Raw genomic sequence first — 20,590 nt, forward strand, 5'->3', positions numbered from 1 at the left:
GAGCGCAAGAGCGTTCGTCGACATGTTTCGTTACACGGGGCGTGCGCGGATTTACAAAACACCGACCCTTGATACAGGCGATGGCGCTACATTGATCTCACGGATGCCGACACCTTGCACCCGCTTACGAGATCATCATGACAACGCGGACCACTTCCCCTCTCGCCACATTTCGTCGGGCCACAGCCTGCGCGCTAGCTGTCGCAGCGCCGCTCGCGCTGCTGCCGCACCCGTCATTCGCGCAGAGCGCCCCGTCGCCTGACGCACCGGTTGCCGGACAAAGCGCCGATCCCCCCGGCCGCGTCGCGCGGCTCAATTACATGGCGGGTACGGTCACGACCGAGCCGGCCGGCGCGACGGACTGGTCCTACGCCTCGGTCAACCGCCCGCTCACAACGGGCGATCAGCTCTGGAACGACGCAAACGCACGCTCCGAGCTGCACGTCGGGTCGACGGCGGTACGCCTGGGCGCGTCGACCAATCTCGATATCCTGAATCTCGATGACAGCAACGCGCAATTGAAAGTGACGCAGGGCACGCTTTCTACGCATGTGCGCGACCTCGCACCGGGCTCGGCTTATGAGATCGATACGCCCAACGTGGCGCTCGCCGTCACCCAGCCCGGCGATTACCGTGTCGATGTCGCCCCCGACGGCAGCACGACGACCGTGACCGTCCGGCGCGGCGCCGTCACGGCATACGGCGATAACGGCCAAATGCCGCTCGCGGCCGGCCAGCAGTTGACGTTCTCCGGCACCAACCTGCAGGTCGCGGCCGAGGATCAACCGCCGCCGCCCGATGCCTTCGACCGATGGGCCGAAGCGCGCGACGCCGCGGCGGAACGCTCGATTTCGGCGCGCTACGTCTCGCGCGAGATTCCCGGCTACGAAGATCTGGATGCCAATGGCACGTGGCGGGATGATCCGCAATACGGCGAAGTCTGGATGCCGCGCGCGGTTCCGGCCGGATGGGCGCCCTACCACGACGGTCATTGGGCGTGGGTCGCGCCTTGGGGATGGACCTGGGTCGACGATGCGCCATGGGGATTCGCCCCGTATCACTATGGGCGCTGGGCCTACGTCGGTTCGTCCTGGTGCTGGGTCCCGGGCCCCGTCGTGAGCGCCCCGCCCGTCTATGCACCCGCGCTCGTCGCATTTGTCGGTGGCGGCGACAGTGGCTTCAGTTGGAGCGTTGGACTGTCCATCGGCGGCGCAAGTGCCGCGGGCGTAGCGTGGTTCCCGCTCGGCCCCGGCGAAGTCTGGCGCCCGAGCTACGGCGGATGGAGTCCGCGGTATTACGAGCGGGTCAATCAGACGGTCATCGTGAACAATCAGCACATCAACAACGTCAACAACATCAACATCACGAACATCCACAACACCTACGTGAATTACCACGCACCGGGCGCTGTCACGGCGGTGCCGGCGGCGGCGTTCGTACAGGGCCGCGCTGTCGCTCACGTCGCGCAGCGCATCGACCCGCAGCAGCTGCGCAACGCTCAGTTCCATCCCGGCGCGCCCGGCATCGCGCCGGTACGTGAGAGCTACGCGCCGGGGTTGCGCCATGCGACCTACCATCCTCCCGGCGCCGCCGGCGAGCGCCCCGTCGTTGCGACGCGTGCCCCGGCAGTACCTGCCGTCTACCGCGATCCGCTCGCGCAGCGGCTCGCCCAAAACGGCGGACAGGTGCCCGGGGCCGGGCGCCCCGTGGCGCACTTCACCCCGCCGGCCGGTGTCGCCGCGCAATTGGCGCACCCGACGGCCAACCCAGGGCCCGGGCGTAACGTGCGCATCGTCGAGCGTCAGTCGCCGGTCATCGAGCCACATCGAGCGGCAAACGAAACACGCCCGGCCCCCGGTGCGCCAGCCGTCGCGGCACAAGGCGGTGTACGGCCGGCCCCGCAACAAGAGCCGCATGCGCCGACGGAGGCCTTGCAACCTCGAGCACAACCGAGCAATGGCGTGCCGCGTCCGCCGAGCCAGCGCGGTCCGGCCGAAGGGATGCAAGGCGCCCCTGCCCAGGCGCGACACGAACCGACCTGGACACAGCCGCACGCGCCCATCGCTCAGCAGCATGGGCCCTCGGCCCAACCCGGCGCGGCAAGGGGCGAGCCTGGCTCACCGCAGCAGCCGGTAGGCGCGCAGCAGCGCATACCTGAACACGGTCCGCAAACGCCGATGGCCATGTCGCGACCTGGGGCGGGCGCCGAGCCGCAAGCATCGCCGCATGTGCCGCAGCCACGCATGGAGCCCCGCCCGCAAGGGCCGCAGGCCGCTCCGCAACCCCGCACCGAAGCGCCTGCGCCGCAGCGCGTGGAGCCCAGAGCGCAGCCACAGCCGCAACCTCGCTTCGAAGAGGCCCGGCCGCAATCGCAGCCGCACATCGAACAACCGAGGCCGCAACCCCAGGCTCGTTTCGAACAACCGAGGCCACAGCCGCAACCGCAACCTCGCGTGGAACAACCGAGGCCACAACCGCAACCGCAACCTCATTTCGAGCAACCGAGACCCCAACCGCAGGCCCATTTCGAACAGCCTAGGCCGCAACCTCAGCCTCAGCCCCACATCGAACAGCCGAGGCCGCAACCGCAGCCGCGCGAGCCTCAACACCCGCAAGCGCAAGGCCACGAGAACCGCCATCAGGGCTGAGTCGAATAACCGACCACAACGAAACGAAACGAAGAAGCCCACTGGGGCCACGCAGTGGGCTTCTTTCACTTCGGGAGCATCTGCACGACTCGAGCCGAGCGGCTCTCCCGGCGATAGCGATCGTCAAACGGCCATGGGCGCGGTCAACGGCTCGTGATGTCGATAACCGACGAGCGAAAAATCGGACGGCTCGACTTTTTCGAGCCACTCGGGCTCGTAGCGCCCGGTTTCTGCGAACGACGGTACGCGCTCGGCGATCGAAAGCGTCGGACTCTCGTACGGCGTGCGCTCGAGTTGCCGCTCGAGCATCGCGAGTTGATTCTCGTAGATGTGAGCGTCGCCGATGAAGTACGTGAACCAGCGCGGGGTATAGCCGGTCAGCCTGCCGACCAGTGTCAGCAGCGCGGCACCTTCGGCGAGATTGAACGGCGTGCCGAGCCCTACGTCGTTGCTGCGGATATAAAGGCACAGCGAAATCTCACGGCGCACGACGTTCGGGATGAACTGATAGAGCAAGTGGCATGCAGGCAGTGCGATCTCCTCGAGCACCGCGGGATTCCAGCCGTGAAACAGAATGCGGCGATCGGTCGGATTGCGCATGATCGTATCCAGACACTGACGCAACTGGTCGATGGCCTTGTAGAGCAGCACCTTCGGAACCCCGTCTTCGTCGAAGCGAGTCACGACCCGGTAGCCGCGCGAGCGGGCGTCTTCGATGCAGGCCGACGCGTCCTCGGCAAGGACCTTGTACGCCGGCCACTGGCGCCACTGGACGCCGTATACGCCGCCCAGGTCGTCAGGTCCATCCCGATAAGGATTGGCGAGCCACTGAGGATTTTCATTCGCGTTGGCGTCCCAGACCTTGCAACCGAGCTCGCGAAAATCGGCTGCGCTACGCGAGGCCCGCAGAAAACCGATCATCTCGCCAATGGCCGATTTGAACGCGAGCTTTTTCGTCGTGACCGCGGGGAATCCCTGTTGCAAGTCGAAACGCAGCATCGCGCCCGGCATGCTGATGGTGCGGATCCCCGTGCGGTTCTCCTGCCAGGTACCCGTTTCGAGAATCGTACGGACCAGATCGAGATACTGTTTCATCGAAAGATTCGGCAGGCGGCAGCCTGCGCCGGTTCGCGGTAATACGCGATTCTACCAAGGCGCGCGGATCGGGCCGGTGCTCCGCGCGCCCGGCTACCCGGTCAACTCGTCAATCGCTGCGAGCCTTGGTGCACTTCGATGTGACGCATGCCGTGCGAGCTCAGCAAGCGATAAAGCGTCACGCGCGATATGCCAAGCTCTTGCGCCGCATCGCCGAGGCGCCCGCGATGACGCAGCAGCGCCAGTTCGATCGCCTGCCGCTCGGCCGCCTCGCGCGCCTGCGCGAGTGAGACCGGTACCACGTCGACGTAATCGGCGAGTTCGAGATCGCTGGCCGTGATCAGCCGCGCTTCCGACATGACGATCGCGCGGCGCACGCGATTGATGAGTTCGCGCACATTGCCGGGCCATCGATAGTTATGCAGCGCAGCGATCGCATCGGGCGAAAACCCACGCAGACGTCGGCTCGCATCTTTCTTGAAGCGCTCGAACATATGCTGTGCAAGCAACTCGATATCCTTGCCGCGCGCACGCAACGGCGGCTCGTCGATTTGCAGCACACACAGCCGATGATAAAGGTCGGCGCGAAAACGACCCTCGAGCATCGCGCGATGCATATCGACATGCGTAGCGGAGATCACACGTACATCCACGGGCGTCGCTTCGTGGCCACCCAGACGCTCGACATGGCCTTCTTGCAAAAAGCGCAGCAGGCTCGCCTGGCTTTCCAGCGGCAGGTCGCCAATCTCGTCCAGAAAAAGCGTGCCGCCGTGCGCCGCTTCGATACGCCCGATCTTGCGTTGGTTAGCGCCCGTGAACGCTCCGCGCTCATAGCCGAAGAGTTCGGATTGCAACAGGTGCGGTGGAATCGCGCCGCAATTGATGGCCACGAACGGCTCCGTGCGCCGCGTCGATCGCTCGTGGATAGCGACGGCCGTCAACTCCTTGCCGGTTCCGGATTCGCCCGAGATGAAGACCGGCGCGTCCGTCATGGCGACCTTGTGGATGGCGCGGAAAAGCTGGCGCATCGCTTCGCACGACCCGATCATCTGACCTTCGCCCACGCGCGTGGCACCTTCCTCTTCCGCCTGCGCGAGCACGACCATGCCGTACGCATGGCCCACGGAATCGGCGACGCGCCGCGCATCCGAGGGCATCGTCACATAGTCGAAGCAATAGTCGCGCACGAGACGGCGCAACGCTGTGTCCTGGAGCTGACCGGGCGCGGTCGCCGCTACCCAGCCGATGCGCGGCGCGGTAAGGCAGGCTTCGAGTGCGCCGATTTCCTGCTCGTCGAATTGGCTCGACAAGTCGAGCAAACCGCCTGCCGCTTCCCCACTGCGCATCGCACGGCGCGCCTCGCGTGCGTTCGTGACTACATCGACATGCCAGCCACGTTGATGGAATTGCGCGCTCCATTGGGCATTCGCATCCCGTGTAACGTAAATCAATTGCCGTGTAGCGGGTTCCATTGACCAAACCTCGTTTCAATGACGAATAGTGCCGGCGGCGCACGACGAAAATATGGCGTCTTTGCGCTAACCACTTCCCCGTCGACGCGGAAGTCTGCCGCTCTGTCCTCTCCGTGAAACTACGGACCCCGAAACAAATTATTAATAGCAATGGCTGTTGCATCAGCCTTATTCGCGGAATGAGACTGCTTGCTAAGCTTACTATACGGGCCGCCGCTTCGGGATCGCGACGCATGTAACAAATTGGAAACACCGTTATCGAGGACGCCGGCGTGAGCCTCTCCGAAACGTCCCTTCTTTCTTTTAACGGTGTTGCGTGGCTGTTTTGCGACACGCCGTTTCTTCCTCGATCGCAATCCTCAGAACGGCATTTTTTCCGCTCGTTTCATTGCTGAAACAATTCGGCTGCATCTCGGCCGGCGCGTTGCACGAGACGCAATGGAGTGCCAATTCCCGCAACGATCTGGCCGTCATGGCACGCCTTTCGCTCTCGTTCGCAGCGAGAACGGAGGCATCGTCATGCATGTGCATCGCTTCGCACCTCGACGCGAAATCGCGTGCCCCGCGGTGCCCCGGTTCGCTGATTCGCGAGCCGACCGATGGTCCATCGGCGCGTCGACCCATTACGTGACGCTGTGGGACGAACTCGCACGTCCTGCGCCTGTTCCAACACCGGCACCGGCGCCGGCCGGGGGAATGCTCCGCGGGCAGGCAGTAGCGGCAGCACCGCGGCGTCCGTCTGGTTTGTGCTCCGTCCCCCGGCGGGCACTTTTTTAAACGACAAGCGATCCGGCGCGCAACGCGTCTGCCGGATCGCGGGACTCCCGAATGACTACGACGGCAAGCGTAGACCGCGTGTCTCGATCGATGCCGCCCGCAATGTAGGCCTTCGCACATTGCATCGCGGTGGCGCACGTTCCCCAGGTCCGAAGCGCGTCGATATGTGCGCAAGACAACGCGCGTTTCCGTTCCGATCCTCATAGTCTTGCAGACATACGGCAAGGGTGAACGAGCGCTGGGATCAGTCGGCGTTAGAGAACCCGCCGCAACAAGGGACCATGAACAGGGCAGTCAGCCGGCGCTCGCAAACGGAGGACAAGCACGTCTGAGCGGCGTCGCAAACCGGGGGAAGAATGATGTCAACGATCTCGACAAGAGACGCACGGTATCGCCAGCACCAACCACATGCCGCTGCAAATCGGCTCGCAGCACACACGCTCCGGGTCGATCGGTACGCGCAGGCGCGTTCGCGACGCACGTCGCGATATCCCCTCCCTTCCACGTCGGACCATGCGGGGACATCGTGCGCGAAACCACTCATCTGAGCCCTGCTGCGCCACTGATGGCCAGCACGTCCGCCGTGTCGAGCGTGCACGCGAGGGGCGTCGACATGAACGAGAAGAACACGCGAACGCTCATCTACGTGGCGCAAACGCCGGACGATTCGCTCGTCTCGCATCTCGCCGGCGCCGGCTGGAATGTGCTCATCGCGCGCTCGGCAAGCGAAGCTGCGCGGTACACACGCCCGGATCTTCCCTACGCGGGCCTCATCGATGTCACGCGTCTCGCGTCGCGCGATCTCGCCGCGCTCGAGCCGAGTTTGCGTCAACAGCACATCGGCTGGATCGCGCTCGCGAATGCACAACGGCTCGACGAGCCCGAGGTGCGTCGCCTGATCCGCAATTACTGCTTCGATTACGTGAAGCTGCCCGTCCCTCATGCCAGCATCGACTATCTGATCGGCCACGCGTTCGGCATGGTGACGCTTTGCGACCTCGATATGGTGGCCGGCATCGCATCGGCCGGGGACGACGAGATGGTCGGCACCTGCGAGGCGATGCAGCAGTTGTTTCGGACCATCCGCAAAGTAGCGAACACCGATGCCGCGGTGTTCATCTCCGGCGAATCCGGCACCGGCAAAGAGCTGACGGCACTCGCGCTGCACGAGCGCTCGCCGCGCCGGAAAGCGCCGTTCATCGCGATCAATTGCGGTGCGATTCCCCACCACCTGCTTCAGTCGGAGCTCTTCGGCTATGAGCGCGGGGCTTTTACCGGAGCCAATCAGCGCAAGATCGGACGCGTGGAAGCTGCGCACGGGGGCACACTGTTTCTCGATGAAATCGGCGACTTGCCGCTCGAAAGCCAGGCGAGCCTGCTGCGCTTCTTGCAGGAAGGCAGGATCGAGCGGCTGGGCGGGCGCGATTCGATCGCCGTCGACGTGCGGGTCATCTCCGCAACGCACGTCGATCTCGAAGAAGCTATGCGAGAAGGCCGGTTCCGGGCCGACTTGTTCCATCGCCTGTGCGTGCTGCGCATCGACGAGCCGCCGCTGCGTGCGCGCGGCAAAGATATCGAGATCCTGGCGCATCACATGCTGCACAAGTTCAAAACGGACAGCACCCGCAGAATTCGCGGCTTCGCGCCGTCGGCCATCGAGGCGATGCACAACTACAATTGGCCCGGCAATGTACGCGAGATGATCAATCGCGTGCGACGCGCCATCGTCATGGCCGAGGGCAAACTCATTTCCGCGCAGGATCTCGGCCTCGCGCAGTTCACGGCGCAAGAAACGGTGACGCTCGCCCAGGCCCGCGACGACGCAGAAAAACGCGCGATCGAAGCGGCGCTGCTACGGCATCGGAATCGGCTCAACGAAGCCGCGATCGATCTCGGCATTTCGCGCGTGACGCTCTACCGGTTGATGGGCGCACACGGGCTGCGCGAGATACCGGCGCGCGAAAAGGACGAGGCGGGGAATCCGTCGCCGATGGGCGACGCCTCCGGCGATTGAAGGCGATGGAAACCAGGCAAAGAGCGGCAGCGCGATGCGGCACACGCGCGCAGCCCACGTCGCTGCGCGAGCGGTGAGCGGGCGTCGCGTAAAATCGCCACACCTTGGCTTTCGGTTTTTCGCTTTTCGATGACGACGCTGACCATTCTGGTCGCTCGCGCCCGCAACGGCGTGATCGGCCGCAACAACCAACTCCCCTGGCACCTGCCCGAAGATCTCGCATTCTTCAAACGCACGACCATGGGCGCACCCATCATCATGGGCCGAAAAACGCACGAATCGATCGGCCGGCCGCTGCCCGGTCGCCGCAATATCGTCGTAACGCGCGACGCAACGCGTCGATTCGAAGGCTGCGAAACGGCGACGGGCATGCAGGAGGCATTGGCGCTCGCCGCCGCCAGTGGCGCCCCCGAGGCGTTCCTGATCGGCGGCACCGAGCTTTACAGAGCGGGAATCGCGTACGCCGACAAACTCATCGTGACCGAGATCGCAGCCGAGTTCGAAGGCGACGCGACGTTTCCGGCACCCGATCCCGCGCAATGGCAGGTCGTGTCGCGCGACACTCATCGCAAAGAGGGTGACGACGGCTTCGACTACGCGCGCGTCGTTTATCGGCGCGTCGGCTAAGCCGCCTTCACTGCCCCGCTACCGTCATCTGTTCGATGAGCACCGAGCCCGTCTGCTTGGTGCCGCGGACGATCGTATCGGCGCCGATCGCCACGATATTGCGGAACATCTCCTGCAGCGTGCTGGCGACGGTGATTTCCTCGACCGCGTACTGAATCTTGCCGTTTTCGACCCAGAAGCCGGACGCACCGCGCGAATAGTCGCCAGTCACGTAGTTGACACCCTGGCCCATCAGTTCGGTGAGCAGGAGCCCGGTGCCGAGCTGCTTCAGCATGGCCTCGAAGTCGTGCTCGGGCCGGGTGGCCGAGCTCGCGAGCGACAGATTGTGCGAGCCGCCGGCATTGCCCGTCGTTTGCATTCCGAGCTTGCGCGCGGAATACGTCGACAGGAAGTAGCCCTCCACCACGCCGTCTTTCACGACGGCGCGCCGCTTCGTACGGACGCCTTCCTCATCGAACGGGGCACTGCCCATCGCGCGCGGCAAATGCGGCTCTTCGACGATCTGCACATGCGGGGCGAACACCGGTTTGCCTAGACTGTCGACGAGAAACGATGTCTTGCGATAGAGCGCGCCGCCGCTCGTCGCCTGCACGAACGCGCCGAGCAGGCCGGCGGCCAGCGGCGCTTCGAACAGGACCGGCACCTTGCGCGTATCGATGCGCCGCGCGTTCAAGCGCGCGAGCGCCCGCTGGGCGGCGTACCGGCCGACCGCTTCGGCAGGCGCAAGCTCCTCCGCGCTACGCTTCGAGCTATACCAATCGTCGCGCTGCATGTGGCGGCCGCTGCCCGCGATCGGCGCACAGGCGACATAGTGGCGCGAATAGGGATAGCCGGCGAGGAAACCGCGCGTCGTCGCCAATACGAACTGCGAATGCTGCGCCGACACGCTCGCGCCCTCGGAATTGCGGATCTGTGGATCCGTGGCGAAGGCGGCGTCTTCGGCGCGGCGGGCAATTTCGACGGCATCCTCGGCGCTCAATTCCCACGGATGATAGAGATCGAGATCCGGCGGCGAAGTCTCGAGCAGCTCCACCTCGGCGAGACCGGCGCAGTGATCTTCCGCGGTGAATCGCGCAATGTTGTAAGCGGCCGCGACCGTGTCGCGCAATGCCTGCTTCGAGAAATCGGACGTGCTCGCATTGCCGCGCTTGGCGCCGATAAAAACGGTCACGCCCACCATCTTGTCGCGGTTGTGCTCGATCGTTTCGACCTCCCCGCGCCGCACCGATACCGACAAGCCGTCGCCTTCCGAGATTTCGGTCGCGGCATCCGTCGCGCCAAGCGATTTCGCGTGCCGCAGGATGTCGGACGCAATTTCTTTCAATTCATCTTGCGTATGCGGGAAAAAGCGTTCTCTGGTTTCGGTGTCCGCTGCCATCGTCATTGCCGTCCGGTATGGATTCCATCGTTGCGGCGCATGCACTGCCGGCGTGCGCCCGGGATTACGCCTCGTCGTACCCCGCGATCATAACAAGGTCCGCGTCCGAGGACGTTGCCGCGATGCGTTCGGGCAACGCCCGCCACGGTCAGGGCTGGCGCGTCGAGCTACAATGGCGCGCATGACACGCAAAACCCGTATTCAGCCGATCGAGACGCCCGATGCCGGACTCGACGAAGAGACCGGCTACGATCGCCCCAGCAAATCGCAGTTGAAGCGCGAGATGCTCGCGCTGCAAACGCTCGGCGCCGCCCTGGTCGAGTTGCCGAAAGACGCGCTCAAGCGCATGCCGATGCCCGAGGAACTCGCGGATGCCGTGCTCGAAGCGCGCCGCATCACCGATCACGAAGGCAAACGGCGCCAGTTGCAATATGTCGGCCGGGTCATGCGCTCGCTCAACGACGACGAAACGGCGGCGCTGCGCTCGGCGCTCGATGCCTATCGCGGCGTGAACAAGGCCGAGACGGCGAAGCTTCACTGGATCGAGCAAGCGAGGGAGAGACTGCTGGCGGACGACTCCGCCCTGACCGAGTTTCTCCGCACGCATCCCGGCGCGGATGCGCAAGCCGGCCGCACGCTGATTCGCAACGCCCGCAAGGAAGCGCGCGAGGGCAAGCCGCCGCGTTATTTCCGTGAGTTGTTCCAGTGGATCAAATCGGCGAGTGAAGCAGGCGGAGCGAGTGACGACGCGGGCCCGGCAAATACCACGGAAGACGACGATGACGACAATCACGCGTAATCACGCAGACGAAATCGTGATCGGCCTGGTCTCGGTGAGCGATCGCGCGACGAGCGGCGTGTACGAGGACAAGGGCATCCCGGCGCTCGAGGCATGGCTCGGAAAAGCGATCGTTTCGCCATGGCAAGCGGTGAAACGGCTGATCGCGGACGATGCACCGGCCATCTCCGCCACGCTCATCGAGCTCGTCGACGACCTCGGCTGCGACCTCGTCTTGACGACCGGCGGCACGGGTCCCGCCCGACGGGACGTCACACCCGAGGCGACGCTTGCGGTCGGCACGCGGGAGATGCCGGGCTTCGGCGAGCAGATGCGTCAGATCAGCCTCAATTTCGTGCCGACTGCGATTCTCTCGCGGCAAGTTGCCGTGATACGCGAGACGCCGTCCCACGCGGCGCTGATCGTCAATTTGCCCGGACAGCCGAAGTCGATTCAGGAGACGCTCGAGGGCTTGCGCGACAGTACCGGCACGGTCGCGGTGCCCGGCATTTTCGCGGCGGTGCCGTACTGCATCGATCTGATCGGCGGCCCCTATGTGGAAACGAACGCCGATGTCGTCACGGCGTTCCGGCCGAAGAGTGCGCAGCGGCCCGCGCGCGCATGATGTCCGACGCCCGAGCGCGTCGGACGGCTCAGGCGCCTTCGACCGGAGCGCTCGGCGAAACGACGAGGAAATGCTGACGATAGTACTTGAGTTCGTCGATGGACTCGTGAATGTCCGCGAGCGCCGTATGCATCGCGCGCTTCTGAAAGCCTTTGTAGACAGTCGGCTGCCACCGCCGGCACAGCTCCTTGAGCGTGCTCACGTCGAGATTGCGATAGTGGAAAAACCGCTCGAGCTCGGGCATCCAGCGTGCCATGAAACGCCGGTCCTGGCAGATGGAGTTGCCGCACATGGGAGATTTGCCGGGGGGCACATAAGCGGCGAGAAAGGCGCGGATTTGCTCGGTGGCGGCATCCTCGGTGACCGTCGATGCGCGCACCCGCTCGATCAGACCCGAGCGTCCGTGCGTGTTCTTGTTCCAATCGTCCATTTTGTCGAGCGTCTCGTCGCTTTGGTGAATCGCGAGAACGGGCCCCTCGACGACCTTGTCGAGCGTCGAATTGGTGACGACGACTGCGATTTCGATGATGCGGTCGGTATCGGGCTCGAGCCCCGTCATCTCCATATCGAGCCAGATGAGGTTCATCTCGCTGCGTACGAGCGCCGGCTCGCCGACGGGTTCGACAATTTCAGTCATGAAAGCAATCCTGGTTACGGAATAATTCGGGGCGTACGCCCGTGTGCGGGTGAGCCCACTCGCCCCTTTCGGCGAAACCCTATAATTCTCGCATAGATACAACGGACTTCCCCGATGCCCTCTTTCTACTTCACCGTCGTTTTCGCCGTCACCGTGCTCGCCATGGTCGGGACGAAACTCTGGCTCGCCTCGCGCCAGATCCGTTTCGTCGCGGCGCATCGGAGCGAGGTGCCCAAGCAGTTTGCGGGCACGATCACGCTGGCCGGCCATCAGCGCGCAGCCGACTATACCGTCGTGCGCACGCGGCTCGGGATGATCGAGGTCGTCGTCGGTGCCGCGCTTACCATTGCGCTCACGCTGCTCGGCGGCGTCCAGGCGCTCAATGTGGGCGTAACGGGCCTGCTCGGCCACGGATATCTCGCCCAGATCGCGCTGGTGGCGCTCGTGATCGGCATCACGAGCGTCATCGACATACCGTTCGACTACTATCGGCAGTTCGTCGTCGAGGAGCGCTTCGGCTTCAATCGTATGACGCGCGGCATTTTCTTCGCCGATCTGGCCAAGGCAACGGCGCTCGGTGCCGCATTCGGCTTGCCGCTTCTTTTCGTCGTGCTCTGGCTCATGGACCAGGCGGGCGCCCTCTGGTGGCTGTGGGCCTGGATCGTGCTCGTCGTCTTCCAGTTGGCCGTACTCGTGCTCTATCCGACGCTCATCGCTCCGCTGTTCAACAAGTTCGAGCCGCTGACGGACGAGGCACTCAAAAACCGCATCGAGGCGCTGATGCGCCGCTGCGGGTTCGCGGCCAAGGGCCTCTTCGTGATGGACGGCAGCCGTCGCTCCGCGCACGGCAACGCGTATTTCACCGGCTTCGGCGCGGCCAAGCGCATCGTGTTCTTCGATACGCTGCTCGCACGTCTGAGCGGCAGCGAAATCGAAGCCGTGCTCGCGCATGAACTCGGCCATTTCAAACGCCGGCACGTGGTCAAACGGATGGTCGTGACGTTTGCGATCAGCCTCGCTTTGCTTGCGCTGCTCGGCTGGCTCTCGCAGCGCACATGGTTCTACGAAGGGCTCGGCGTCACGCCGTGGCTCGCGGCCAGCAACAATGGCCTCGCGCTAGTACTCTTTTTCCTGGCGCTGCCCGTGTTCCTTTTCTTCGTCACCCCGCTCGGCAGCTTGAACTCGCGCAAGCACGAGTTCGAGGCCGATGCGTTCGCCGCCAGCCAGACCGATGCGCGAGAGCTCGTCAATGCGCTCGTCAAGCTTTACGAGGACAACGCTTCCACGCTGACGCCCGATCCGGTCTACACCGCGTTTTACTACTCGCACCCACCGGCATCGCAGCGCATCGACCGCCTGCTGCGGCGCGTATGACGGCCCCGCTCGTCAAACCGGCACGACGTCCGGAAGTCGGCCAGCGCGCCGAGGGGCTCGTCATCGCGGCTCATGGACGCCACTATCTCATCGCGCCCGGCGGAGATACGAGCGCCCTGGTGCAATGCTTTCCGCGCGGCAAAAAAAGCGAAGTCGCGGTCGGCGATCGCGTCGTCTACGAGCAGAGCTCGGCCGATCAAGGCGTGATCGTCGAAATCGGCGAGCGTCGCAACCTGCTCTATCGTTCCGACCAGTACAAGTCGAAGCTCTTCGCCGCCAATCTGGACCAGTTGCTGATCGTCCTCGCGACCGAGCCGCACTTCAGCGAGGATTTGCTGGGGCGCGCGCTCGTCGCGGCCGAAGCGAACGAACTCGCGCCGCTCATCGTGCTCAACAAGACCGACGTCGAGCGCGCGCTCGCACCGGCGCGGGCCCGACTTGCGCCCTACCGTTCGCTCGGCTACGACATCGTCGAGCTGTCGATCAAAACGCGGCCGGACGAAGCGCGCGAGATGCTCAGCGCGAGACTCGCGGGGCATGCGACACTACTGCTCGGACAATCGGGCATGGGCAAATCGACACTGGTGAATCTGCTCGTGCCGGATGCCGAGGCGGCCACACGCGAAATCTCGACAGCATTGAATAGCGGCCGCCATACGACGACGTTCACGCGTCTTTATCCGCTACCCGGCGGGGGGGCGCTGATCGACTCGCCGGGCTTTCAAGAATTCGGCCTGCACCATCTGACCGAGGGCCGGCTCGAGCGGGCATTTCCGGAATTCCGGCCATTGCTGCCGCATTGCCGCTTCTATAACTGCCATCACCTGCAAGAACCCGGCTGCGCGATTCTCGAAGCCGTGGCCGCGGGCCGGATCGCGCGCGAGCGCCATGCGCTCTATGCGCAGCTCGTGCACGAAGCCGGCCAGATCGTTCGGTAGCGACATACCGCCCCGCCAAGGTCTGTCCATGCTCAAGCTGACGCTCGCTCCGAACGCCGTGACGGGTCAACATTGGGTGAACCTGCTGAGCATCGCCGGTATCCCTTGCGAATTGCACAACCGCTATCTGAACGGGGCACTCGGCGAAATCCCGGCGGACCAATGCGCACCCGAGCTCTGGCTCGTCGATGAGCGCGACGAAGCATTGGCAAGAAAAATTATCGAAGCGGCGATCAGCGGGCCGCCTGCCGGCAGCTTGCCGTGGCGATGCGCGAGGTGCGGCGAGACGCTCGAGGCGCAGTTCACGCAATGCTGGCAATGCGGCGCGTCACGCAGCCTTGACGAACAGTGACGTGCAGGCCGCCGCGGCCCGCCGGCGCAAGAGATCGATAGCGATCGATAGCGCCGATCAGCCCAGCCAGACCGCGATCGTCAGCATGAGCAGCAGGATCATCCAGAGGATGACGGCACGCCACACGAGCCCGACGGCCGATTGCAGCGTACGCGGCGTGCAGTCGTCGCCGACGGGAATGGGACCGCCGTCGGGCGCGACGAGCGCATCGAGGCTCGACGGTTCCGCGAGCGGCCCCGCGAGGCGCGCGCCCAGCGCGCCGCTGCCGGCCGCGAGCAACACGCCATCGTTGGCGTCGGGCCACTGGCGCGTGTGATTGCGCCATGCATAGATCGCGTCCTCGAAATTGCCGACGATGGCAAAGCCAAGGGCAGTGAGCCGCGCCGGCACCCAATCCATCACGAAGAACACGCGCTGCGCGAATGTACCGAAAGCCACGGTCCGCTCTCCAGCCGGTACGGACCAGGCGCGGGCAAGATATTCGGAAACACGGTACAACACCGCCCCTGCCGGTCCGATGGGGATGAGAAACCAGAAGAAGACCCCGAACACATGGCGATGCGACGCCACGACCGCGTGTATCAGCGTGTGCCGGACGATCTCGCCGACGGGCATGTCGACCGTCTCGAGGCCCGTCCATTCACTGAGGATTTCGCGCGCGCGCGGCACGTCGTCATTATTGAGCGCGAGATGGATATCGGTGAAGTAATGACTGAACTGCCGAAAACCCAGTGTGAAATAAACGATGACGACGTTCCAGAGAAACGCCAGCGCGAAACTGATTCGATAAAGGAGGTAATAGACTGCGCCGACGGCGAGCGTCCAAGGAAGGACGACGACCAGCCATGCCAGTATGCCGTGCTTTTTCTTGCCGGCGTCGAAGCCCTGAGCGGCCCATTCAGCATGATATTGAAGCAGTGCGAACACCGGATTGTTCGGCGACAGCGCACGTAGCTGTTCGATGACGAGAGCCAGTAATACGGAGAAAAAGGTCATGCGACGCGCCGTACCAATTCAAGTTATTTGCATTTGTCGCGTAACGATAGCACAGGGCCGCCTGTAGGGAGTGCGCGCGACACGAAAGTCGTCGGATTGAGAGGTACGCTCGGCCTCACGCCAGTAAAAAGCGATAGAAGTTGCGCAGCATGCCCGCGGTGGCGCCCCAGACGAAGTAGTGACCGCTGGTTCCCGGCCGAGGGTACGGCATCGAAAAGAAGCGGCGCTCGCCGCCCTCCCATCGCAGCAATCGAACTTCGTGGTTCGCAGGATCCATCAGAAATGCAAGCGGGACCTCGAAAATGTCCGCGACCTCGAGCGTATCGGCTTCGACGGCAAACGGCGGATGCACGAGTCCGACCACCGGTGTCACGCGAAAACCCGTGCCCGTCAGATAATCGGGGAGTGCGCCGAGGATTTCCACACGCTCGGCGGCCAACGATACTTCTTCCTGCGCTTCGCGCAACGCCGTTGCGATCGCGTTCTCGTCTTCCGGTTCGCGTCTGCCGCCAGGAAAGCTGACTTGGCCCGCATGGTCGCTCAAGTGATCGGCCCGCTGCGTCAGCAACACGGCAAGACCTTCGTCGCGCACGACGAGCGGCATGAGGACGGCGGCTGCGCGGGGGTCCCCCGGCTCGCGCCAATTGACATCGGTCGGCTCGGGCGCCCAGACGAGGCGCTGGGTAAAGCGCGCACGCAGTCCGTCGGGTGTCAGTCGCTCGGGCGGAACGATGGGCAAATCGGCACCCGTGGACTCGACCGGCAGCGCCTCGGGTTCAAAGACAGGACGGATCAAAGCAGACTCTCACGGGCGACGATGCAATACCGATATTTTGGACCGACAAACAAAAAAGCACCCGGGCGGGTGCTTTTTCTTACAGCTCTTACGCTCAGGAAGCAGCGCGGTCCTTGAAGACCAGCTTTTCCTTGATTCGAGCCGACTTGCCCGAACGCTCGCGCAGGTAGTACAGCTTCGCACGGCGCACGTCGCCGCGGCGCTTCACGACGATGCTCGCCAACAGCGGCGAGTACGTCTGGAACGTACGCTCGACGCCTTCGCCCGACGAGATCTTGCGAACGATGAACGACGAGTTCAAGCCGCGGTTGCGCTTCGCGATCACCACGCCTTCATAAGCCTGAACGCGCTTGCGGTTGCCTTCCACGACGTTCACATTGACGATCACCGTGTCGCCAGGGGCGAATTCGGGGACGGTCTTGCCGGCGAGCACGCGCTCGATCTCTTCCTGCTCGAGTTTTGCAATCAGATTCATCACTGACTCCTTAAGCCATCTTGTCGGCGTTCTGCCGGCCCGAGCATGCGAGATGCATCGCGCGCGGCCCCGATAGAGGATGGGTTCACATCCTGGTGCCGATCATACGCCCGGCACCGCCTGCCCCCGCCATCGTCGCCTCCAACCCTTTCAGGTTTTTGGGGATCTCTTGGCAAGGGTTGCGAGCCATGCCTCGTCGGCACGGCTCAACATCTTGTTGTGCCTCGCGCGCTCGATCAAATCGGGCCGCTTGGCCGCGGTATTTCTGAGCGCCTCGCGGCGGCGCCACTGCTCGATTTCAGCGTGATGTCCGCCGAGCAGCACGTCCGGCACACGCATCCCCTCGTATTCCTCGGGCCGCGTGTAATGCGGACAATCGAGCAGTCCGTCCACGAAGCTGTCTTGCACCGCCGATTGTGCATCGTTGAGCACCCCCGGCAGATGCCGCACGACGGCGTCCATCAAGGCCATCGCCGGCAACTCCCCACCCGAGAGCACGAAGTCGCCCAAACTGACTTCCTCGTCGACGCAGCGCTCGATGAGCCGCTGATCGATCGCTTCATATCGACCGCAAAGCAACACGAGCCCCGGCTCGCCGGCGAACCGCATGACACGCTCGTGATCGAGGCGTTGTCCCTGAGGGGACATCATGACCACGCGCGTGGCGGCAATGCCTTGCGCCGCCTGCGCCGCTCTCGCGGCGCCGATTGCGGCCTCGAGCGGCTTGGCCAGCATGACCATCCCCGGGCCACCGCCGTACGGTCGATCGTCAACCGTACGATAGTTGTCGGTCGTGAAATCGCGCGGATTCCATGTGCGCAGACCGAAACGCCCTTGTTTCACGGCACGGCTGGTAATGCCCCACTCCGTCACCGCGCGGAACATTTCCGGAAAGAGCGTGACGACATCGAACTGCATCGCGCTCCCTTGTCTCGATCGAGCTCAGTAATCGCTCAGTAATCGGTTTGCCAGTCGACAACGATGCGTTTTGCCGTCCGGTCCACCGTTTTCACGTATACACCGACAAACGGAATGAGCCGCTCGCCGTTCACCGGCTGGCCGTCCTTGCCAATCGACGGATATTCGACCCGCAGGACCGAATGCGCACCGTTGTCGATCAAGTCGGCAACACGGCCAAGCGCCTCGCCCGCCTCGTTGACGACATCGAGGCCGACCAGGTCGACCCAATAAAACTCGTCATCGTTATCGAGCACCGGAAAATCGGCTCGGCGCACGAACACGCGAAAACCACGCAATGCCAACGCGCCGTCGCGGTCGGCCAAGCCCGCGAGATGCGCGACGATGCTATCGCCATGCACCTTGGCCTGAGTGATTTCGCCAGACTTGCGTTCCCGCCCCTTGGCCAGCCACCAGCACTTCGCGTGAATCAACGCTTCGCCGCCTTGCACGCCACCGGCGTGCGCGGCGATTTTGACCCAACCCTTCAGCCCGTAGGAATCGACGATAGCACCGACTTCGACCGCGTCATCAGGCCAACTCTCTGTATCGGCGACCGCCCGCGGCTGCTCGCCAGCCTCTGCCGCGCGTTCGAGCGGTTTTCGCACGAATGCACCGAACGGCGACGCCGCGTTGCGTGCACCCGGCTTCGAACGCTCCTTGGGGCTCGACGGTCCGCTCGAATCATGGGCCGGCATAGGGATCCCTCGGTCTCACGAACGGTCCGATGTCACGTCTGTAAACCGCGAAAACCGCGATCAAGCAGCCGGCTGCGCCTTTTGCGCTTGCTTGACGAGACGTTCGACCGTCGGCGACAGTTGCGCGCCCACGCCTTGCCAATACGTCAGACGGTCTTGCGCGATACGCAGCGATTCGCCCTTCGTCGCAACCGGGTTGTAAAAGCCCACGCGCTCGATGAAACGTCCATCGCGACGGCTGCGCGAATCAGTTGCAACGATGTTGTAAAACGGGCGCTTCTTCGAGCCGCCGCGAGCCAAGCGGATGATGACCATGCTGTAATCCTTGAAATCCGGGGGTTCGGAACCACTGAAACGCTCGATTATAGCGGGAAATCGAAACCATAACAAACACTTACGCAGGCGCTTGCCATCGGCCGCCTCAACGGCGACCCCGGCCCGTCACGGAGCGTAAAATGCGCGTGGCAGCAGGCCGCCGCGCACACGAGCGATATCCGCATAGCCGAACATTCAACCGCGTTCAATAGCCCAACTCCTTGCCCCACTATGTCAGGACCTCATTCGCGCAGCATGCAGCGCTTTCGCTCCAAGACGCTTACGGCGACGCTGGCCTTCGTGCTCGGCAGTCTGGGCGCGCATCGCTTTTATCTCTACGGCGCGCGTGACCCGTTCGGCTGGGCTCATCTGTGCGGAACGCTGCTCGGCATACCAGGCATTCTGCTGCTCGTTGCGACGATGCGCGCTTCTCCTCTCGGATGGGCGCTCGCCGTGCCCGGCGCGGTGTCGCTGCTGGCCGCTTTCCTCTCGGCAATTGTCTATGGCCTGCGGCCCGACCACAAATGGGATGCCCAATTCAACGCAGGATCGGACCAGCGCAATCGCTCGGGCTGGGCCGTCGTGTTCGTTGTTATCTTTTCCCTTTTCATCGGTGCGTTGCTTTTGATGGCGGGCCTGGCTGTGACATTCGAAACCTATTTCGAATCGCACGGCGATACGGCCAAGTCGCTCGAACAGTAGCCGCGGCAGCCGCGGTTAAAAAAGGCTCAATTGAGCGTTCGGCGCCACGGGTGGTTCCGGCCTTTTGAACTGGGACATGTCGAGAATGCCGTGCCGCCGCTCGTTGAGTCCAAGCCGCTTGGCCGCTTTGTCGAATCGTTGCTTGAGCAATTGCGCCCAGGCACCTTCGCCTTTCATGCGGTGCGCGAACGAAGAGTCGTAATCCTTGCCACCACGCATGTCGTGAATGCGCGCCATGACGCGATCGGCGCGCTGCGGAAAATGAGCGGCGAGCCATTCCTTGAAAAGCGGCGCCACTTCCCAGGGCAGGCGCAAGACGATATAGCTCGCGCTCGTTGCGCCCGCCTGCGCGCATGCCTCCAGCACGCGCTCGAGGTCCGGTTCGGTCACGAATGGGATGACTGGCGCGACGCTGACACCGACGGGGACTCCAGCGTCACTGAGCGTGCGGATGGTACGCAGTCTGCGCGCCGGTGTGGCCGCACGCGGCTCGAGCGTACGGGCGATCTCCGGGTCGAGCGTCGTGACCGTGATCGCGGCCATCACCTGCCCCTTCGCGGCCATCGGCGCGAGCAGATCGATGTCGCGCTCGATCAGTGAAGACTTCGTTATCGCCGCGAACGGGTGCCCGTATTCGTGCAGCGTTTCGATCACGCGCCGGGTGAGAAGCAGTTCGCGCTCGACGGGCTGGTATGCATCGGTGTTCACGCCCAGAGCGATAGGCTCGGGGATGTAATTCTTTTTCCGCAGCTCCTGCTGCAGCAGCTCGGGCGCATTGATTTTTGCGTAGATCCGGCTTTCGAAGTCGAGACCCGGCGACAGCCTGCCGCGCGTCAAACAAGATGAGAGCAGCGCGTCAATCAGGATGAGAGTACTGGCGTGGCGGCAGCGGTGAAGGGCGTAGCCCGGAACCGCTGCCGCCACGCCGCGCCGAGC

General features: G+C 63.8%; 20 protein-coding genes. 9 read left to right on the forward strand and 11 right to left on the reverse strand.

Annotation, left to right across the window (positions count from 1 at the left end; genetic code table 11):
- The first annotated feature begins 137 nt into the window (after positions 1 to 137).
- Positions 138 to 2,648: a DUF6600 domain-containing protein gene (locus GWC77_RS15975; RefSeq protein WP_173258424.1), complete on the forward strand. Its 2,511-nt coding sequence runs from the start codon at positions 138 to 140 to the stop codon at positions 2,646 to 2,648.
- A 123-nt stretch (positions 2,649 to 2,771) separates the two neighbouring features.
- Here GWC77_RS15975 and GWC77_RS15980 read toward each other — a convergent pair whose 3' ends face one another.
- Positions 2,772 to 3,743, reverse strand: a complete 972-nt coding sequence (locus GWC77_RS15980) for a thymidylate synthase (RefSeq protein WP_173258426.1) — start codon at positions 3,741 to 3,743, stop codon at positions 2,772 to 2,774.
- A gap of 101 nt (positions 3,744 to 3,844) precedes the next feature.
- Positions 3,845 to 5,215: a sigma-54 dependent transcriptional regulator gene (locus tag GWC77_RS15985; RefSeq protein ID WP_173258428.1), complete on the reverse strand. Its 1,371-nt coding sequence runs from the start codon at positions 5,213 to 5,215 to the stop codon at positions 3,845 to 3,847.
- Between the two features lie 1,342 nt (positions 5,216 to 6,557).
- On the opposite strand from GWC77_RS15985, the gene GWC77_RS15990 reads away from it, so the two are divergent.
- The gene (locus GWC77_RS15990) at positions 6,558 to 8,006 is read left to right on the forward strand and encodes a sigma-54 dependent transcriptional regulator (protein ID WP_173258473.1); all 1,449 of its coding nucleotides are present in this window, start codon (positions 6,558 to 6,560) and stop codon (positions 8,004 to 8,006) included.
- Between the two features lie 129 nt (positions 8,007 to 8,135).
- Positions 8,136 to 8,633, forward strand: a complete 498-nt coding sequence (locus GWC77_RS15995) for a dihydrofolate reductase (protein WP_173258430.1) — start codon at positions 8,136 to 8,138, stop codon at positions 8,631 to 8,633.
- Between the two features lie 7 nt (positions 8,634 to 8,640).
- On the opposite strand, the gene pmbA is transcribed toward GWC77_RS15995, so the two are convergent.
- Positions 8,641 to 10,011: a metalloprotease PmbA gene (gene pmbA, locus GWC77_RS16000; RefSeq protein WP_173258432.1), complete on the reverse strand. Its 1,371-nt coding sequence runs from the start codon at positions 10,009 to 10,011 to the stop codon at positions 8,641 to 8,643.
- Positions 10,012 to 10,192: 181 nt separating this feature from the next.
- On the opposite strand from pmbA, the gene yjgA reads away from it, so the two are divergent.
- The gene (yjgA, locus tag GWC77_RS16005; RefSeq protein WP_173258434.1) at positions 10,193 to 10,810 is read left to right on the forward strand and encodes a ribosome biogenesis factor YjgA; all 618 of its coding nucleotides are present in this window, start codon (positions 10,193 to 10,195) and stop codon (positions 10,808 to 10,810) included.
- Positions 10,791 to 11,414 (forward strand): molybdopterin adenylyltransferase, encoded by a 624-nt coding sequence (gene mog / locus GWC77_RS16010; protein WP_173258436.1) that lies wholly within the window; start codon positions 10,791 to 10,793, stop codon positions 11,412 to 11,414. The genes yjgA and mog overlap by 20 nt, the downstream gene beginning before the upstream one ends.
- Positions 11,415 to 11,442: 28 nt before the next feature.
- On the opposite strand, the gene orn is transcribed toward mog, so the two are convergent.
- Positions 11,443 to 12,051, reverse strand: a complete 609-nt coding sequence (gene orn / locus GWC77_RS16015; protein ID WP_173258438.1) for an oligoribonuclease — start codon at positions 12,049 to 12,051, stop codon at positions 11,443 to 11,445.
- A 114-nt stretch (positions 12,052 to 12,165) separates the two neighbouring features.
- Here orn and GWC77_RS16020 point away from each other — a divergent pair, with 114 nt between their 5' ends.
- Genes GWC77_RS16020 through GWC77_RS16030 form a run of 3 tightly spaced genes read left to right on the forward strand, consistent with a single transcriptional unit; the run spans position 12,166 to position 14,715 of the window.
- Entirely contained in the window at positions 12,166 to 13,425 is a 1,260-nt protein-coding gene (locus GWC77_RS16020; RefSeq protein ID WP_173258440.1) for a M48 family metallopeptidase, read from the forward strand.
- Positions 13,422 to 14,363, forward strand: coding sequence for a ribosome small subunit-dependent GTPase A (gene rsgA / locus GWC77_RS16025; protein WP_173258442.1), 942 nt, complete (start codon positions 13,422 to 13,424; stop codon positions 14,361 to 14,363). Before GWC77_RS16020 ends, rsgA begins: the two co-directional genes overlap by 4 nt.
- Positions 14,364 to 14,391: 28 nt before the next feature.
- Positions 14,392 to 14,715 carry a DUF2007 domain-containing protein gene (locus GWC77_RS16030; RefSeq protein ID WP_173258444.1) on the forward strand — a complete coding sequence of 108 codons (324 nt, stop codon included), beginning with the start codon at positions 14,392 to 14,394 and terminating at the stop codon, positions 14,713 to 14,715.
- A gap of 57 nt (positions 14,716 to 14,772) precedes the next feature.
- Here the strand turns inward: GWC77_RS16030 and GWC77_RS16035 are convergent, their stop codons facing one another.
- The 6 genes from GWC77_RS16035 to rpsP form a co-directional block, all read right to left on the reverse strand.
- Positions 14,773 to 15,711, reverse strand: a complete 939-nt coding sequence (locus GWC77_RS16035; RefSeq protein WP_173258446.1) for a CobD/CbiB family protein — start codon at positions 15,709 to 15,711, stop codon at positions 14,773 to 14,775.
- A gap of 115 nt (positions 15,712 to 15,826) precedes the next feature.
- Positions 15,827 to 16,507: a CoA pyrophosphatase gene (locus tag GWC77_RS16040; protein WP_173258448.1), complete on the reverse strand. Its 681-nt coding sequence runs from the start codon at positions 16,505 to 16,507 to the stop codon at positions 15,827 to 15,829.
- 94 nt (positions 16,508 to 16,601) lie between these two features.
- Positions 16,602 to 16,982 (reverse strand): 50S ribosomal protein L19, encoded by a 381-nt coding sequence (gene rplS, locus GWC77_RS16045; RefSeq protein ID WP_173258450.1) that lies wholly within the window; start codon positions 16,980 to 16,982, stop codon positions 16,602 to 16,604.
- Between the two features lie 150 nt (positions 16,983 to 17,132).
- Positions 17,133 to 17,900, reverse strand: a complete 768-nt coding sequence (trmD, locus tag GWC77_RS16050) for a tRNA (guanosine(37)-N1)-methyltransferase TrmD (RefSeq protein WP_173258452.1) — start codon at positions 17,898 to 17,900, stop codon at positions 17,133 to 17,135.
- A 35-nt stretch (positions 17,901 to 17,935) separates the two neighbouring features.
- Positions 17,936 to 18,637 (reverse strand): ribosome maturation factor RimM, encoded by a 702-nt coding sequence (gene rimM / locus GWC77_RS16055; protein WP_173258453.1) that lies wholly within the window; start codon positions 18,635 to 18,637, stop codon positions 17,936 to 17,938.
- A 60-nt stretch (positions 18,638 to 18,697) separates the two neighbouring features.
- On the reverse strand, positions 18,698 to 18,952 hold the full coding sequence (rpsP, locus tag GWC77_RS16060; RefSeq protein WP_173258456.1) for a 30S ribosomal protein S16: 255 nt from the start codon (positions 18,950 to 18,952) through the stop codon (positions 18,698 to 18,700).
- A gap of 255 nt (positions 18,953 to 19,207) precedes the next feature.
- Here rpsP and GWC77_RS16065 point away from each other — a divergent pair, with 255 nt between their 5' ends.
- Entirely contained in the window at positions 19,208 to 19,654 is a 447-nt protein-coding gene (locus GWC77_RS16065; protein ID WP_254366987.1) for an NINE protein, read from the forward strand.
- Positions 19,655 to 19,669: 15 nt separating this feature from the next.
- Here the strand turns inward: GWC77_RS16065 and GWC77_RS16070 are convergent.
- The coding region (locus tag GWC77_RS16070) for a radical SAM protein (RefSeq protein ID WP_173258460.1) at positions 19,670 to 20,590 on the reverse strand (921 nt) is incomplete at its 5' end.

The organism is Paraburkholderia sp. NMBU_R16 (assembly GCF_013282575.1).
In the GTDB taxonomy this organism is placed as follows: domain Bacteria; phylum Pseudomonadota; class Gammaproteobacteria; order Burkholderiales; family Burkholderiaceae; genus Trinickia.

Bases quoted from the DNA above. Each gene is read 5' to 3' on its own strand.
- GWC77_RS15975 (WP_173258424.1), top strand. From the start codon at position 138: ATGACAACGCGGACCACTTCCCCTCTCGCCACATTTCGTCGGGCCACA.
- GWC77_RS15980 (WP_173258426.1), bottom strand. From the start codon at position 3,743: ATGAAACAGTATCTCGATCTGGTCCGTACGATTCTCGAAACGGGTACC.
- GWC77_RS15985 (WP_173258428.1), bottom strand. From the start codon at position 5,215: ATGGAACCCGCTACACGGCAATTGATTTACGTTACACGGGATGCGAAT.
- GWC77_RS15990 (WP_173258473.1), top strand. From the start codon at position 6,558: ATGGCCAGCACGTCCGCCGTGTCGAGCGTGCACGCGAGGGGCGTCGAC.
- GWC77_RS15995 (WP_173258430.1), top strand. From the start codon at position 8,136: ATGACGACGCTGACCATTCTGGTCGCTCGCGCCCGCAACGGCGTGATC.
- pmbA (WP_173258432.1), bottom strand. From the start codon at position 10,011: ATGGCAGCGGACACCGAAACCAGAGAACGCTTTTTCCCGCATACGCAA.
- yjgA (WP_173258434.1), top strand. From the start codon at position 10,193: ATGACACGCAAAACCCGTATTCAGCCGATCGAGACGCCCGATGCCGGA.
- mog (WP_173258436.1), top strand. From the start codon at position 10,791: ATGACGACAATCACGCGTAATCACGCAGACGAAATCGTGATCGGCCTG.
- orn (WP_173258438.1), bottom strand. From the start codon at position 12,051: ATGACTGAAATTGTCGAACCCGTCGGCGAGCCGGCGCTCGTACGCAGC.
- GWC77_RS16020 (WP_173258440.1), top strand. From the start codon at position 12,166: ATGCCCTCTTTCTACTTCACCGTCGTTTTCGCCGTCACCGTGCTCGCC.
- rsgA (WP_173258442.1), top strand. From the start codon at position 13,422: ATGACGGCCCCGCTCGTCAAACCGGCACGACGTCCGGAAGTCGGCCAG.
- GWC77_RS16030 (WP_173258444.1), top strand. From the start codon at position 14,392: ATGCTCAAGCTGACGCTCGCTCCGAACGCCGTGACGGGTCAACATTGG.
- GWC77_RS16035 (WP_173258446.1), bottom strand. From the start codon at position 15,711: ATGACCTTTTTCTCCGTATTACTGGCTCTCGTCATCGAACAGCTACGT.
- rplS (WP_173258450.1), bottom strand. From the start codon at position 16,982: ATGAATCTGATTGCAAAACTCGAGCAGGAAGAGATCGAGCGCGTGCTC.
- trmD (WP_173258452.1), bottom strand. From the start codon at position 17,900: ATGCAGTTCGATGTCGTCACGCTCTTTCCGGAAATGTTCCGCGCGGTG.
- rimM (WP_173258453.1), bottom strand. From the start codon at position 18,637: ATGCCGGCCCATGATTCGAGCGGACCGTCGAGCCCCAAGGAGCGTTCG.
- rpsP (WP_173258456.1), bottom strand. From the start codon at position 18,952: ATGGTCATCATCCGCTTGGCTCGCGGCGGCTCGAAGAAGCGCCCGTTT.
- GWC77_RS16065 (WP_254366987.1), top strand. From the start codon at position 19,208: ATGCAGCGCTTTCGCTCCAAGACGCTTACGGCGACGCTGGCCTTCGTG.